Genomic DNA, 15,749 nt, shown 5'->3' on the forward strand with positions numbered 1-15,749 from the left:
GAAAGGAGAATGAATGATGGTAGGACAGTATACCAATAAAAGAATACTGGTAGTTGGAGCGGGGAAAAGTGGGAAAGCTGTGGCTTCCTTTTTAATAAAGCATGGAGCTAAAGTGGTGTTAACCGATAAAAAAATGAGCCTTCCGGTAGACGAGGAGTTAAAAAAACTGGCGGAAGAAGGGGTAGAGTTAGTGTTAGGAGGTTATCCTCTGGTTAAAGATTGGGAAGTTTTAGTGGTAAGCCCTGGGGTACCTTTAACCGAAGAACCAATTGTTTATTCCTACCAAGAAGGGATACCGGTTCTTGGGGAAATTGAACTGGCGTCTTCCCAGATTAACGCTCCCATTATCGCTGTAACCGGTACCAACGGTAAAACTACTACTACTGCCTGGATTGGCGAAATTTTAAAAACGGCCGGGGTTAAAACGCTTGTAGCTGGAAATATTGGCTATCCCTTAATTGAAGCGGTTTATGAGGATTGGGAGGCGGTAGCGTTAGAGGTAAGTAGTTTTCAGCTAGAAACGATTCAAAATTTCAAGCCTAAAGTTGCAGTAATTTTAAACCTTACTCCGGATCATCTGGATCGCCATAAAACTATCGAAGGTTATTTAAAGGCAAAAGCCCGAATATTTATTAACCAAGATAAATCCGATATAACCATCTTAAATTTCGATGATCCTCTTATCCGTAGCCTGGGTGACAAAACGCCAGGAAGAGTTATGTATTTTAGTAGGAATACAGAACTTAATGATGGAGTATTTGTTAAAAACGGCAAAATTGTAGTTAAAAGTCTAGGCGAAGAGTACGAAATAATCGAAGTTAAAGACTTACCTCTTCCCGGGCCTCATAATTTAGAAAATGCTTTAGCTGCAATAGCTGCTAGCTGGAGTTTCGGGGTAGAGAGAAAAAATATTCAAAAAGGACTGAAGCTTTTTCAGGGAGTAGCCCATCGCCTGGAAAAAGTTGCGGAGATAAACGATGTATTATTCATCAATGATTCCAAAGGTACTAACCCCGATTCTACTATAAAAGCTTTAAATTCCTTTGACCGGCCAATAGTGTTAATTGCCGGGGGGAGAAATAAGGGGAATTCTTTTTTCAAGCTTGCTCGGGAAATAAAAGAAAAGGCACGTTTGGTGGTTTTAGTGGGTGAGTGTCGGGAAGAGATTAGGGAAGCACTAAAGAGCGTAGGCTACGATAAATATCTTTTAGCCCAGGATTTTGAAGAGGCAGTAACGAAGGCTAAAGAGCTTGCAAAACCTGGCGACGTGGTACTTTTATCCCCGGCAGCTGCTAGCTGGGATATGTTTAGAAATTATGAGGAGCGAGGAGAATTGTTTAAAAAATTGGTTTTAAAATTCGCGGAGGGATAAAATGAAACCGGCAAAGGGTACCCCGGATTTAATTTTTTTGCTGTTAATTTTTACCCTGGTATTGTTTGGCCTGGTAATGATCTTTTCTGCCAGCCAGTATACCAGTTATGTTCAGTACCATACGGTGTGGTATTATTTTAAAAAACAGTTTTTATGGAGTATTTTGGGAACTGTTACTCTTTTTTTAGCCCTTAATGTTGATTATCGAGAATTAAGGCGTTATAGCGGGATTTTAATTTTTATAGCGATAATATTATGTTTATTAGTTGTTTTTGTAGGTGTTGAGGTAAAAGGTGCTCAAAGACAGTTAAGGTTTGGATCTGTAAATCTTTCGCCCTCGGAAGTCTTAAAATTTGCCATAATCATTTTTTTGGCCAAGCATTTTCAAAAAAATTACCAGTATATTACCGATTTTAAAAAAGGTTTTTTGCCGGTAGTGGGAATTATGGCTATGGCCGATGGTCTCGTTCTCTTGCAAAAAGATTTGGGGACGATATTAGCGATAAGTGGAACTATTTTCGCTCTTCTTTTAATTGCCGGGGCGAAACCCTCCCATTTAACTGGTCTTGGAATTTTGGGAGTATTTGGGGTTTTGGGTGCGATATTTTTAGAAGAATACCGAAGAAAACGCTTTATTGGTTTTTGGTATCTTCTCCTTGGGGATGAAAAAAAATTAAAAGGGTATGAAGCGGTTATATATCAGGTAAAACAATCACTCTACGCTATAGGTTCTGGCGGGCTCTTTGGGGTCGGACTTGGCCGCAGTCACCAGAAAATGTTTTACTTACCGGAGCAACATACAGATTTTATTTTTGCTATCATTGGTGAGGAGTTAGGTTTAATTGGAACGCTTCTGGTGATAGGTTTATTTTTAGCTATACTGTATCGGGGGTTAAAATTAGCCCACCGGGCCCCAGATATCTTTGGCTTTTTCCTGGTAGCAGGATATACCTGTATGATGGTAATTCCAGCGTTTATCAATATTGCGGTAGCTACCGGAGTGTTTCCGGTTACTGGAATTCCCTTGCCTTTTATTAGTTATAGCGGCTCGTCGCTAGTCATTAATATGACCGCTGCCGGTATTATTTTAAATGTATCGCGCCACCAACGGAGAAGGAGTGGATTTTAGTGAAGCTGGTATTTGCCGGAGGAGGTACAGGAGGCCATCTCTATCCGGCTTTAGCCCTTGCCCAGAACTGGCGGACAAACCATCCCGAGGATCAAATAATCTTTGTTGGCACTACTAAAGGTATTGAAACTAGCGTAGTTCCCCAATATGGATTTCCTTTATTTTTAATTCCAGTAGAGGGTATACCTCGGAAATTTAGTAGGGATGCTATAAAAAAGTTGCTGCTTATACCTCAAAGTTTAATTATTGCTTATCGTTTTTTAAAAAAGGAAAAACCGGATTTAGTAATAGGTACTGGGGGTTATGTTAGCTTTCCAGTAGTGTATGCGGCTACTCTTCTTAAGATTCCTACCCTAATCCATGAGCAAAATGCCTATCCAGGAATTGCCAATAAAATCCTGGCACGAAAGGTAAATGCTGTTTGTCTTACTTTTGGAGAAGCCAAGCAAAGGTTAAAGGCCAGAAAAATTTATGAAACGGGTCTTCCGGTAAGGTCCGAATTTTTGCAAAATAAGCGGGAAGATTTAAGGGAAAAATTAGGAATAGGGGAAAAGGAGCTTTTACTGGTGGCTTTTGGCGGAAGCCAGGGAGCACAAACGCTTAATAGAGTTATCGGATATTTGTTACCAGAACTCATCAAGAGACCGCATATAAAAGTAATTTGGGCTACCGGCCCGAAAAATTATGAAAACTTAAAACAGACCTATATAAATCTTCCGGAACAGATTAAAATGGTACCATATATTGATAACATGCCGGAAGTTTTACCGGCAGCGGATTTAGCCATTACCAGGGCGGGTGCGGCAACTTTAGCGGAAATTGCTGCTGCAAAAGTGGCTTCGGTATTAATTCCCTATCCTTATGCTGCAGAAAACCATCAAGAACATAATGCCCGGACCTTTGCTAATCACGGGGCAGCAGTAGTGTTAAAAGATAGTGATTGTAGTGAAGAAAAGGTGAAAAATACAATTTTATCACTTATAGATAATCCTGATGTGCTTATTAAAATGGCCGAAAAGGCGCAAAAACTTTTACGACAGGATGCCTTAGAAGAAATTATAAAAATTATCAAGTCCCTTTTAAGGCAAACAAGTAACAAAAAAAATTAAGGGGCATATTATAGTACTGTTCCAAGGAAAGGTGAGAAAAATGCCTGCAGCACATTTTATCGCGATTGGTGGCATAGGGATGAGTGGGCTTGCCCGGATTTTGCATGCCCAGGGTTACCGGGTATCCGGTTCGGATATTAAAGAGTCTGAACTTATCTCTAAGCTTCGCCAGGAAGGAATTACGGTTTTTCTTGGTCATAGGGTAGAAAATTTAGCTCCTGATGTAAATCTAGTAGTGGTGTCTACCGCTGTAAGTCCGGAAAACCCGGAACTTTTAAAAGCCCGGGAATTGGGAATACCTATATTGCATCGGGGAGAGCTTTTAGCCAAATTAATGCTCGAAAAAAAAGGTATTGCGGTGGCAGGGGCTCACGGGAAAACCACTACCTCTTCCATGATTGCCTATGTCCTTGAAAAGGAAGGATTTGATCCGGCGATTGCCGTTGGGGGAGAAATAGTAGATTTGGGTTATAATGCTAAAGCAGGGCACGGAGAGTATATGGTAGCGGAAGCCGATGAAAGTGATGGTTCCTTTTTAAAACTAAAGCCTTATGTCGCGGTAATTACCAATATTGAAGCGGATCATCTTGATTATTATCAAAACTTTGCTAATATCAAAAAAGCCTTTCGGGATTATGCCTATAATATTCGTCCGGAGGGTTTTGGGGTTTTTTGCTGGGATAATGTTAATATTCGCGAGCTTTTAGAAGGTTATAAAAAGCGGAAATTTACTTACGGTTTTTCCCCGGGAAGTGACTTTATGTTAAGAGATTACCGGGAAGAACAAAATCAATTGGTAGCTAAACTTTATTACAAAAATAAGCTTGAAGGGGAACTTCGTTTAAGAGTTCCCGGAAAACATAATGTTTTAAATGCAGCAGCAGCAACGGTAGTTTTACGAAATATAGGTCTTTCCTTTAAAGCTATTGCTGGAGAACTAAGTAATTTTAGCGGTGCTAAAAGACGGTTTCAAATTTTAGGAGAAAAAAAGGGAGCATTAATTGTTGATGATTACGCTCACCATCCTACGGAAGTTGAGGCTACATTAAAAGCAGCAAAACTTTACAAAGACCGGGAACTTTTAGTGGTTTTTCAGCCCCACCGCTATACCCGGACCAATTTCTTTTATAAAGAATTTGCCAAAGCTCTTTTAGATGTAGAAAATGTGGTGTTGACCGGGATTTATTCGGCAGGAGAAAAACCTATCCCTGGGGTTACTGGTGAAATAATTGCCAAGGAGATGGAAAAGTTAGGGCGAAAACCACTCTATTTCGAATCCTTAGAGGAAGTTTATACGTATTTAGAAAGTAGTTTACATTCGGGGCTTTTGGTGTTATTAATGGGAGCCGGTAATATAAATCAAGTAGGTTATAAGCTTTTAGGAAAGGCGTCACGAAAATGGAAAAACAAAAAATAAAAAAAGAATTAGCTAAAAGAGTAAGTACGCCGGTGCTCGAAGATGAGCCACTATCCCGTCATACTACCTGGAAAATTGGCGGACCGGCGGATTTTTTAATTGAACCTCGGAGCATAGAGGAACTTTCGGAAGTTATCCATTTTTTAAAGGTAAATTCCCTAAACTTTAGAGTAATTGGAAACGGTTCTAATATTCTTGCCTTAGATAAAGGTTTCCGGGGAGTTATAATTAAAACTAAAAAAATAAATAAAGTAGAGTTTTGCCCTGATGGCAAAGTTTTTGCCGAAGCGGGGATTTTATTACCGGCCTTAACGGCTAAAGCGCTGTTGTTTGAATTTAGCGGATTCGAAGAGTTCGTAGGTATTCCTGGTACTGTTGGGGGGGCAGTTCGGCAAAATGCCGGAGCCCATGAAAAAGAAATAAAAGACGTTGTAAAAAAAATATGGGCAGTAAATGAAAAAGGGGGAATATTGGAATTTTTGGCGGCAGATTGTAACTTTAACTACCGCACTAGTCGCTTTAAAGAAGAACGTTTATGGGTAGTGAAAGCCGAGTTTTCGTTAAGGCCAGGAAATAAAGAAGAAATTTTAGAAAAAATCCGGAATTATCGCCAAAAGAGGAAAGCGTCTCAGCCCTTGGAATACCACAATGCTGGCAGTGTATTTAAAAACCCTGCAGGAATACCTGCCTGGAGGTTGATTCAAGAGGCCGGAGCCCAGGGTTTAAAAAAAGGAGGAGCGGTTGTTTCCAAGAAGCATGCTAATTTTATTGTAAATACCGGTGGTGCTACGGCGCAGGATGTGCTTTATTTAATTAACAAAATCCAAGAAATGGTATGGAATAAGTTTTCCATAAAACTTTTATTGGAAGTGGAAATCTTAGGGGAGTAGAGGGAAGGCGGAGGTGCCTTCTCGGTGGAAAAGTTTTTTATTGTAGGCAGTCGTGGTTTAAAAGGAGAGATAAAAGTAAGTGGAGCGAAAAACTCGGCATTACCAATACTAGCTGCGACCCTTTTAACCCGTGAACCGTGTATTCTTGAAAACATTCCTAAACTTGAAGACATAAACATAATGCTTTCCATCTTAAAAAAATTAGGAAGTAAAGTAGAGTTTGGCCAGGTACTGGCAGTTCAAAATAATCGCATTAATGAGGTTTTTGTCCCCGAGGAATTAGCCAGACGAATTCGAGCTTCAAACCTGCTTTTAGGCCCCCTGGTGGCTCGTTTTCAAGAAGGGGTAGTCCCCCTTCCTGGCGGTTGCAATATTGGAAACCGGCCAATGGATTTACATTTAAAGGGCTTAAAGCTTTTGGGAGCAGAAGTGGAAGAAAAAGCCGGTTTTATTAAGGCCCGGGCGAAAAAGCTTAAAGGAGCGGAAATTCACCTGGATTTTCCCTCGGTAGGCGCTACCGAAAACCTCATGCTGGCAGCAACTTTAGCTCAAGGAACTACGGTTATACGAAATGCTGCTCGAGAACCGGAGATTGTGGATTTACAAAACTTTTTAAACCTGATGGGAGCAAAGGTCAAAGGTGCAGGTACCGATGTTGTGAAAATAACCGGAGTAAATTATCTAAGAGGGGTTCACCACAAAATCATACCGGACAGAATTGAAGCAGGAACTCACATGGTAATGGCAGCAGCAACTCAAAGTGATATAATAATTTCGGGAGTTATTCCGGAACATTTAGAAGCGATAATGGCAAAGCTTCGGGAAACAGGAGCAGCAATAACCTTTGGTGGGGACTGGGTTAGGGTTACCGGTAAAAGCATCATTAAGCCGGTTGACATAAAAACTATGCCCTACCCGGGATTTCCTACCGATATGCAACCGCAAATTGTAGCTTTACTCACCTTAGCTCAGGGTACCAGTATAATATCTGAAGGGGTATTTGATAATCGTTTTAAACACGTAGAAGAATTAAGGCGCATGGGCGCTGATATCCGCTTAGAAAGTAGAATTGCGGTGATTAAAGGCGTTCCCAAGCTTACGGGCGCCTCAGTTATTGCCCATGATTTAAGAGCTGCTGCTGCTCTTGTTATTGCTGGTCTTGCGGCCGAAGGCATGACGGTTTTGGAAGGAATAAAAAACCTCGATAGGGGTTATGAAAATTTAGATTTAAAATATCAGTTAATTGGGGCTCAGATAAAAAGAGTAAATGGAGAAGAAAAATATTAAACTGATTTTTTTAAGGTTTTAAAGGACAAGCCTAATTGGCAAAGGAAGGAATATTATGAAACGAAAGAAAAAAAGAAGCAAGATATTTTTCCTTTTTACTATCTTTTTTTTATTCCTAATATCTGGATATTTGTTTTTGCGCTCTTCCTTTTTTGATGTAAAAGAAATAGACATTAAATGTAATGCCCAAAATCGGGTATATTATGAGAAAGCAGTATCTTCTTTAAAAGGTGTAAATCTGTTTACTATAAAAAATAATGAAGTAGCGGCTAAACTCTTAGCTTATCCTAGGGTGAAAAGTGTTAGTATTAAGCGAAGATACCCGGCTACTCTAATCATTGAAATTAACGAACGTAAGCCTTTTATGGCTATTCCCCAGGAAAACCAGAAGTTAGCTGTTTTAGCCGAGGATTTTACTGTAATCGATTTAGTTGACCCTGGAACTTTGGACCTTCCGGTAGTGGTAGGATTTAACAGTAAAAGTTTAAAACCAGGAGATAAAGTGGCAAAGGACAGTTTAGAACCAATAAAAATTTACTTACAGGCAATGAGTATTGAACAAAAGAAAATCCTTTCTACTTTTAAATACGATAGCGAGGAAGGGGTGGTTGGTTACACTAAAAATGGGGTAAAGCTAATTTTTGGTGATGACCGGGATGTACAACAAAAATTAATAATAGCTTTAGCTCTTTTTCAAGAGCTGGGTAATAGAGGTAAAAAAATTGAGTATATAAACGTGAGTTTCAAAGGAGCGCCGGTGGTGAAATATGAAGAAGATACCCGAACATCTCAATAAAAATAAATTTGGACTTATGTTTGTTTTTTTCATTTTGGGAATAATGCTAGCCACCCAATTTAGGTTAACCCGGCAAATGCCAACTACCTTTACCAGTGAGCGGACGGCACTGCTTGCCCGTCAGGTTGCCGCAGCAGAAAAAAAACATAAAGAGTTAGTCCAAGAAGTGGAAGGATTAAGGAGTAAGGTTTCCAAGCTTACGGAAGAGCAAGACCATTTAAAAGCGTACCAGGATACCCTTACTAAATACCAGATCTTAGCAGGCACTTTAGCGGTAGAAGGGCGCGGGATTGAAGTAATTTTAGATGATGCTAAAAAACCTTTAACGACTGATGAAAACCCCAATCTTTATGTTATTCATGATGCAGATGTGCTTTTAGTTTTAAACGAACTGCGAGCTGCCGGAGCTGAAGCTCTGGGAATAAATGGTGAACGGGTTACAGCCATGACTGAAATTCGCTGTATCGGGCCAACAATCTTGATGAATAAGACAAAACGAATTGCTGCACCTTTTGTCATTCAGGCAATAGGTAATCCGGATGCTTTACGAAGCTCTTTGATGATGCCGGGGGGAGTGTACGATCAACTAAAAGATTTTATTACCATTAATATAAAAACCTCGGAAAACATCAAAATAAAAGCTCTAACACCACCAGATTTTGCCTATTTAAAAGAGGGGGAGAAATAACTTGAAACCGGTTAAATTACCCTACACTTTAATGGTAGTAAGTTTAATCTTGGGATTTTTGCTGACTGTACAAATTCGGGTTAGCCGGGAAATGGTGAATGCTCCGCCCCTTGAACGAAGCTTTGAATTAACTGCCCGGCTTAAAAACTTAACAGCAGAAATTGACGGGTTAATGCAGGAAAAAACAAGTTTAACGCAAAAAATAAATTTACTGGAAAAGGGTGGCAAAGTTGCCGAAGAGGCTTTACTTGCGGAGATCGATAAAAATCGTTTTTGGGCAGGAGCTACTGAAGCTCACGGACCGGGAGTAAAAATAATATTAAATAACCCCCCTGGCTTTGGTACTAAATCGGAGTTATTTAATGTGCGCGATGAAGACCTATTTAATCTTTTAAATGAGTTAAAAGCTGCCGGAGCGGAAGGAATTGCGGTAAATGGGCAACGGGTTACTGCTTTAACGGAGATTCGGATGGCCGGTAGTAAAATTGTAATTAACACCAAGGTTGTATATCCTCCTTATGAGATATTAGCTGTTGGCAATCCTGACCAATTAAAAACTTCTTTAGAAAACGGGATTGTAGCAACTTTTCGGGAATGGCAGATGGAAGTTACCGTTACCAAAGAAAACAATGTTATTTTACCGGCTTATGATCAGGCCATTGAATTTAATTATGTAAAACCCCAGGAGGCGAAATAAATAATGTGGTTGGCGGTAGTGGGACTTATAATTGGAATTTTTATAGGCTTAATTATACCTTTAGGAGTACCTATTGCTTATTCCAAGTACCTTTCGGTTGCTTTACTTGCAGCCCTTGATTCAGTTTTTGGTGGAGTGCGGGCCAATATGGAAAATAACTATGACAATATTATTTTTATAACAGGTTTTTTCAGTAACACTCTTTTAGCTGGAATCCTGGCCTGGATTGGGGAACGGATGGGGGTTGAACTGTACACGGCAGCAATTTTTGTTTTTGGTGTTAGGATTTTTCAAAACTTGGCCATTATTAGGCGCCATTTATTAAAAAGGTAATTTTTTTGACAGCGAAAAACAAAAAATTTAAAAAAATAAAAAATACTAAAAGGATAAATAATTTTAATGTTGAATTATTTTTATAAATGTTTTAGATTGTGCAGGGGAGGAACAAGTGTGGCCAAAAAAGAAATGATTGCGGTGGTGGATATAGGTAGTTCGAAAGTTGTGGCATTAATCGGCGAAATTGATGCTGATGGTCAAGTAACTCTTTTAGGGTTAGGAGAAACTGCAGCCTCAGGAATAAAAAAAGGAGCTATTGTTGACATAGAAGGAACAGTTAAGGCTATTAAATCTTCCTTAGAGAAAGCGGAGCAAATTGTCGGTTATAGTATAAATTCTGCAGTTGTGAGTTTTACTGCCCCGTCCATAATGTCCCTAAACAATAAGAGTGTGGTTGCTGTAACCAATCTTGAGAGGGAAATTACTCCCGAAGATGTAAACCGAGTCTTAAACGCCACCAAGATTGTTCCCATTCCTCCGGATAAAAAAATAATTAAGGCTATCCCCAGGTTTTATACCGTAGATGGTTTTTCTGGAGTAATTGATCCTATTGGTATGACAGGGTCGCGTTTGGAAGCGGAAACTCATATTATTGCCGTTTCCCAAAGTACCTTTGCCAATTTACAAAAAGTTACCAGCAGAGCAGGATTAAATGTTCTGGAATTTATTCCAGCAATCCTGGCCAGTGCTGAGGCAGTTTTATATCCGGCAGAAAAGGAACTGGGTTGTTTATTAATTGATATTGGAGCCGGGACAATGGAGCTTACAATCTACTACGAGGGAAGTTTATTTTTTACCGGGGCAATACCGGTAGGTGATCAATACATTACCAATGACCTGGCCATTGGTTTAAGGACTCCTTTAGCCATGGCAGAAAAGCTTAAAGTTGAAGCGGGTATCGCCCTTGCAAGATTAGTGGAGGATGATGAATATTTAGAAGTGGAAAATGTTGGTGGTACGGACAAACAAAAGGTGTCGAAGCAAATGGTAGCGGCAATTATCGAAGCTAGAGTACGGGAGATGTTTGAACTTGCCCGTAAGGAAGTACGAGAGTCAGGATTTACAGGCTTATTACCAGGAGGAGTCATATTAACTGGGGGCGGTGCTATGTTACCTGGAGTTCGCGAGGTAGCCCAGGAAATTTTTGATTTACCGGTGCGGGTAGGGATTCCCGGAGGTTTAGGAAATTTACCCACTAATTTAATTACTCCCCGGTATGCTTCGGCTATTGGAGCGTTAATGTTAGCGGTGAAACAGTACCAGGAGGAGCCGGAAGATCATGATGGTATGGATTTCTTAAGCCAGCTTATTCAAAAAATAAAGTCCTTTTTTAGTGAATTATTTTAAACTTTAAGGAGGGTAATTAATGTTAGAGTTTGACCTTGAATTTCAAAACAACGCAACGATAAAGGTAATTGGGGTAGGTGGCGGTGGCAGCAATGCAGTAAACCGAATGATTATGTCTGGTTTAAAAGGGGTTGAGTTTATTGCAGTTAATACCGATGCTCAGGCATTAAAACTTTCCAAAGCTCCTACTCGTATTCAAATAGGCGTAAAACTAACTAAAGGCCTAGGAGCGGGGGCTAACCCGGAGATAGGTGAAAAAGCTGCTGAAGAAAACCGGGATGACCTGTATGCAGCTTTAAAAGGGGCCGACATGGTGTTTGTTACTGCTGGCATGGGTGGTGGTACGGGGACCGGCGCTGCACCCATTGTGGCAGAAATTGCTAAAGAATTAGGGGCCCTAACTGTAGGCGTGGTTACCCGGCCTTTTACCTTTGAAGGAAAAAAACGGGCAATACAAGCGGAAAAAGGCATTGAAAATTTAAAAAGTCGGGTTGATACTTTAATTACTATCCCCAACGACCGTTTACTTCAAGTTATTGATAAAAATACTCCAATGTTAGAAGCCTTTAGAATTGCCGATGATGTTCTTCGGCAAGGGGTGCAGGGTATCTCTGATTTAATTGCGGTTCCAGCCTTAATTAACCTGGATTTTGCGGATGTTAAAACAATTATGAAAGATGCTGGTTCTGCCTTAATGGGAATTGGAGTTGCGTCTGGCGATAACCGGGCGGTGGAAGCAGCCCGGCAGGCAATTTCCAGCCCGCTTTTGGAAACTTCTATCGAAGGGGCTCGCGGGGTACTGTTAAATATTACTGGTGGTAGTTCCTTAAGTCTCTTTGAGGTGCAGGAAGCGGCAGATATCATTGCTCAGGCAGCTGATCCTGAAGCCAACATTATTTTTGGGGCTGGGATCGATGAAACAATGCAGGAAGAGGTGCGGGTAACGGTAATTGCTACAGGGTTTGACCATAAACCTGAGAAAAAAGAAGTAAAACCGGAAATTAACTTTAAAGAGTTTTCGACCTCGGATAACGATACTGGAATTGAAATTCCTGCCTTTTTAAGGAGAAGAGGATAATAAAGCTCCCAAATTGGGGGCTTTTTGTTCTAAAGGAGGAAAAATGGTTTGAAGAAAATATTGATGTGGCTTTTTGTGCCGATTTTAATTGTTATTTCCGGCTACTTATTCTTTTTTTTAGCTGCTTTTCTTGCCGCAAGTACTTATTATGATGCCTTAACCATGGGTGATACAAACTCTGTGGTCCGCCTAATGTTTAAAAACAGCAGCAGGGAAAGATCTAAAATTGACCAAAAGTTTGGGGAAGCTTTAAGCTGGGATGACAGCCGTTATCTTACTTTTAAAATAGTTGGGGTAACCTTTTTGGAGAAAGGCTTTAACTATCCAGAAGTAGTAGTAAAGATTACCAGGAAAGATGTGGCTGGAGTAAGAGATTATGAAGAACGGTTGGTACTTGAAAAAAAAGGCTTGGGGTATAGAGTTAAGGCAATAACGTTTTCCGATGATCCTTTGGCTAAATACCGGGATCAGGATCCCGGGGAAAATTTAACTGATGCGGAAAAACTGGTACAAGACCTAAACCTTTTTCCTGCTGAAATTATGGAAGTGATAATAACCGATAAGTTTAAGCATCAAGTAAAGTTTGTGCAGGGAAAAAATGACAAGGAGATAAAAATATTAGCCAAAGGTATCAGGGAAGCTACTCCTATTACCCATAATTTTCTGGAAAATTATAACTATACCTTAAAAATAAAAACGAAAAGCCCTAAAGAAAAAGCTAAGGAGGTGCAAATCAATTACTCCTCAGATTTTAAGATAATTAAAGTTGGGGAAAAAATTTTTAAAGCCTCACCGGCGTTGCAGTTTTTAATGGGAAATAATAATGTTTAATTCTTGACCAGCATTAAGACAAATGGATAAAATAACAGTATATAAAGAATAAAATACTGGAATATACTACAGCTGGAGGTGAAACAATGGATACCATAAAATTAACCCAATTGGTAAGCTGCGCCGGGTGAGCGGCAAAAATGAGTCCTGAGACTCTAGCGCAAGTTTTGCGCTTTTTACCGGAAATAAACGACCCCAATGCTTTAGTTGGTACCAATACTGCCGATGATGCGGCGGTTTACCGGATATCCGACGAGCAGGCAATTGTTCTTACGGTGGACTATTTTACACCGGTGGTCGATGATCCGTATTACTTTGGAGTGATTGCTGCAGCAAACTCCTTAAGCGATATTTATGCTATGGGGGCTAAACCGCTCTTTGCCTTAAATGTGGTGGGTTTTCCCAAAAAGCTACCTTCTGAGATTTTAGCTACAATTTTAAAAGGCGGAGCGGAAAAAGCCCGGGAAGCTGGTATACCGGTTTTAGGTGGTCATACTGTGGATGATGCTGAACCCAAATACGGTATGGTAGTTTGCGGTCTGGTGCATCCGGATAAAATCGTAAAAAATCACCCCCCGAAGATTGGAGATTCTTTAATCTTAACCAAGCCTTTAGGGATTGGAGTGCTTACCACCGGAATGAAACGGGGGATAGTACCGGACGATATAGCGAGAAAAGCTATCGAGGTAATGGTAACTCTAAATGATAAAGCGTCCGAGGCGATGCTGGAAGTTGGTGTTTCGGCTGCTACTGATATTACAGGCTTTGGCCTTTTGGGTCACCTCAAGGAAATGCTTCAGGAAGAGTATGGGGCCAAGCTTAACCTTACTAGAATTCCGGTTGTGGATGGAGCCTGGGAGTTTGCCGGGATGCGGGTATTTCCTGGAGGGGCAAAAAACAATTTAAACTATTTAGAACCCCATTTAATTTTTAACGGGGATTTTGCCGAAGAAGAAAAACTTTTCTTAGCGGATCCCCAAACCTCTGGAGGTCTTTTAGTAGCTGTTTCTCAGGATAAAAAAGGAAAGCTTTTGGAAAAACTTCAACAAAAAGGTGTTTTGGGCGTTGAGATTGGCATAATAACTGGTAACAAAGGAAAAATTGTCGTTGAAAGATAAAAACAAAATTTGCTATTTTGACATGAAAAAGGCACTCTACCTCATATAATGGTGGTAGAGTGCCTTTTCTTTTTTAACTGCGTAATTCTGGAGGCCTTGGGATGCCTGTTTATACTTTAGAATATGTTATCCTTGGAAACTTCCTTTTAAGCTTTACTACCTTAACTTTTGCTGCGAAAACTTTAGATTTAAAAGTAAATCTGTTAAAACATCTATTGTTTTCAACCCTTGGAGCTATCATGGCTTGGATATATTTAGTGTGGCCTTATTTCTGGGTGAAAATCCTCGCAATCTTCCTTTACTTTGCCCTTATTTATCTTTTTACCCAATCTATTGCAATAACGTTAAAACTATCCCTGTTAATCCTGTCTTGTTATTTTATGCTAGATGGTATCTATCAAGCATTAATTTCCCGGGGATACCATCCGGTAATCTTGCTACTTTTAGGATTAATTTTTAGTTTCTTGGGAACTTACGTTAAAAGACAGTATCAAAAAATTAGGAGATTAAAAAAATATGGCTTTTTCCTGGAAATTTCTTATGCGGGGAAAAAGGTGACTTTAAAAAGCTATCTTGATACCGGAAATCAGCTTTATGACCCCCTATCGGGATGGCCAGTTATTATTGTAGAGTACCGGGCGGTTAAGAAAATCTTACCGCAAGATTTTTTTGCCAGCAACAGGGCTAGAAAAATACCCTTTAGGGCAGTGGGGAAGGAGCGGGGTTATTTGTGGGGCTTTATTCCCGATTGGCTTAAAATCTGGCAGGAGAGGGAAGTTTGGCTGGTAAAAAAAGCGGTGGTGGCAGTAACCTTTCAATCGTTAAATTCTGACTACATGGCCCTTCTTTCGGAAGAGCTTTTAAAATCGGCTTAAAAGGGAGGAGGAGGCATGTTTATTAATAAAATATTTTTATGGCTTAAAAAGTTATGGAATAGGATTTTTAACCGGTCAAGGGAGATTTACTATATTGGCAGTCATGATCTTTTACCTCCTCCTTTGAGTTCCGATGAGGAGAATACCCTGCTAGAACTTTTGGTACAAGGAGATGCCGAGGCCAGAACTATCTTAATCGAACGAAATTTGCGCCTGGTTGTTTACATAGCCCGGAAATTTGAAAATACCGGGGTAAATATAGAAGATTTGGTCTCAATAGGAACCATAGGTTTAATAAAAGCGGTCAACACTTTTAACCCGGAAAAGAAGATAAAACTAGCTACGTATGCTTCGCGGTGTATTGAAAATGAAATTTTGATGTATCTACGCCGGAATAATAAAATCCGGCTGGAAGTGTCATTTGATGAACCTTTAAATATAGACTGGGACGGAAATGAGCTTTTGCTGTCCGATGTTTTAGGAACTGAAGGGGATATGATTTATAAAGTAATGGAAGATGAAGTAGAAAAAAAACTATTAAAAGTAGCTCTTTCGAAATTAAACCCGCGGGAGCGAAAGATCATGGAGTTAAGATTTGGCCTTAACGATGGTCAGGAAAAAACTCAAAAGGAGGTAGCGGACCTTTTAGGTATTTCCCAGTCGTATATTTCAAGGTTAGAGAAAAAAATCTTAAAACGGCTTAAAAAAGAAATAATTCGTATGGAATAAAATCCCAGACGTGGTAGTCTGGGTTTTTATATTTTTTACCAAGTATAAAT

The 15,749-nt window shown here is 39.9% G+C and carries 16 protein-coding genes; all 16 read left to right on the top strand.

Annotation, left to right across the window (positions count from 1 at the left end):
* Positions 1-13: 13 nt before the first annotated feature.
* A complete protein-coding gene (gene murD / locus cpu_RS01480; RefSeq protein WP_234970164.1) occupies positions 14-1,372 on the top strand; it encodes a UDP-N-acetylmuramoyl-L-alanine--D-glutamate ligase in 1,359 nt (452 codons plus the stop codon).
* A gap of 1 nt (position 1,373) precedes the next feature.
* Positions 1,374-2,501 (top strand): putative lipid II flippase FtsW, encoded by a 1,128-nt coding sequence (gene ftsW / locus cpu_RS01485; RefSeq protein ID WP_075858227.1) that lies wholly within the window; start codon positions 1,374-1,376, stop codon positions 2,499-2,501.
* Complete coding sequence (gene murG, locus cpu_RS01490) at positions 2,501-3,610, top strand: undecaprenyldiphospho-muramoylpentapeptide beta-N-acetylglucosaminyltransferase (protein WP_075858228.1); 1,110 nt, start codon at positions 2,501-2,503, stop codon at positions 3,608-3,610. Before ftsW ends, murG begins: the two co-directional genes overlap by 1 nt.
* A gap of 40 nt (positions 3,611-3,650) precedes the next feature.
* Positions 3,651-5,027 (top strand): UDP-N-acetylmuramate--L-alanine ligase, encoded by a 1,377-nt coding sequence (gene murC / locus cpu_RS01495; protein ID WP_075858229.1) that lies wholly within the window; start codon positions 3,651-3,653, stop codon positions 5,025-5,027.
* Complete coding sequence (gene murB, locus cpu_RS01500; RefSeq protein ID WP_075858230.1) at positions 5,009-5,917, top strand: UDP-N-acetylmuramate dehydrogenase; 909 nt, start codon at positions 5,009-5,011, stop codon at positions 5,915-5,917. Before murC ends, murB begins: the two co-directional genes overlap by 19 nt.
* Positions 5,918-5,941: 24 nt before the next feature.
* Positions 5,942-7,204 carry a UDP-N-acetylglucosamine 1-carboxyvinyltransferase gene (murA, locus tag cpu_RS01505; RefSeq protein ID WP_075858231.1) on the top strand — a complete coding sequence of 421 codons (1,263 nt, stop codon included), beginning with the start codon at positions 5,942-5,944 and terminating at the stop codon, positions 7,202-7,204.
* Positions 7,205-7,340: 136 nt separating this feature from the next.
* Positions 7,341-8,000, top strand: a complete 660-nt coding sequence (locus cpu_RS01510; protein WP_159433960.1) for a cell division protein FtsQ/DivIB — start codon at positions 7,341-7,343, stop codon at positions 7,998-8,000.
* Positions 7,972-8,688 (top strand): DUF881 domain-containing protein, encoded by a 717-nt coding sequence (locus tag cpu_RS01515; RefSeq protein WP_075858233.1) that lies wholly within the window; start codon positions 7,972-7,974, stop codon positions 8,686-8,688. Before cpu_RS01510 ends, cpu_RS01515 begins: the two co-directional genes overlap by 29 nt.
* 1 nt (position 8,689) lies before the next feature.
* Positions 8,690-9,385 (top strand): DUF881 domain-containing protein, encoded by a 696-nt coding sequence (locus tag cpu_RS01520; RefSeq protein WP_077177107.1) that lies wholly within the window; start codon positions 8,690-8,692, stop codon positions 9,383-9,385.
* Positions 9,386-9,718, top strand: coding sequence for a small basic family protein (locus cpu_RS01525; RefSeq protein WP_200800624.1), 333 nt, complete (start codon positions 9,386-9,388; stop codon positions 9,716-9,718). It begins immediately after the preceding gene.
* A 117-nt stretch (positions 9,719-9,835) separates the two neighbouring features.
* Entirely contained in the window at positions 9,836-11,068 is a 1,233-nt protein-coding gene (ftsA, locus tag cpu_RS01530) for a cell division protein FtsA (RefSeq protein WP_159433962.1), read from the top strand.
* A gap of 19 nt (positions 11,069-11,087) precedes the next feature.
* The gene (gene ftsZ / locus cpu_RS01535) at positions 11,088-12,146 is read left to right on the top strand and encodes a cell division protein FtsZ (protein WP_075858236.1); all 1,059 of its coding nucleotides are present in this window, start codon (positions 11,088-11,090) and stop codon (positions 12,144-12,146) included.
* A gap of 48 nt (positions 12,147-12,194) precedes the next feature.
* On the top strand, positions 12,195-12,977 hold the full coding sequence (locus tag cpu_RS01540; RefSeq protein ID WP_143299292.1) for a hypothetical protein: 783 nt from the start codon (positions 12,195-12,197) through the stop codon (positions 12,975-12,977).
* A gap of 86 nt (positions 12,978-13,063) precedes the next feature.
* Positions 13,064-14,095, top strand: coding sequence for a selenide, water dikinase SelD (gene selD, locus cpu_RS01545; protein WP_077177108.1), 1,032 nt, complete (start codon positions 13,064-13,066; stop codon positions 14,093-14,095).
* 101 nt (positions 14,096-14,196) lie between these two features.
* Entirely contained in the window at positions 14,197-14,970 is a 774-nt protein-coding gene (locus tag cpu_RS01550; RefSeq protein ID WP_075858239.1) for a sigma-E processing peptidase SpoIIGA, read from the top strand.
* A 15-nt stretch (positions 14,971-14,985) separates the two neighbouring features.
* Positions 14,986-15,699, top strand: a complete 714-nt coding sequence (gene sigE / locus cpu_RS01555) for an RNA polymerase sporulation sigma factor SigE (protein WP_075858240.1) — start codon at positions 14,986-14,988, stop codon at positions 15,697-15,699.
* Positions 15,700-15,749: the final 50 nt, after the last annotated feature.

The organism is Carboxydothermus pertinax, from assembly GCF_001950255.1.
Taxonomy (GTDB): Bacteria; Bacillota; Z-2901; order Carboxydothermales; family Carboxydothermaceae; genus Carboxydothermus; species Carboxydothermus pertinax.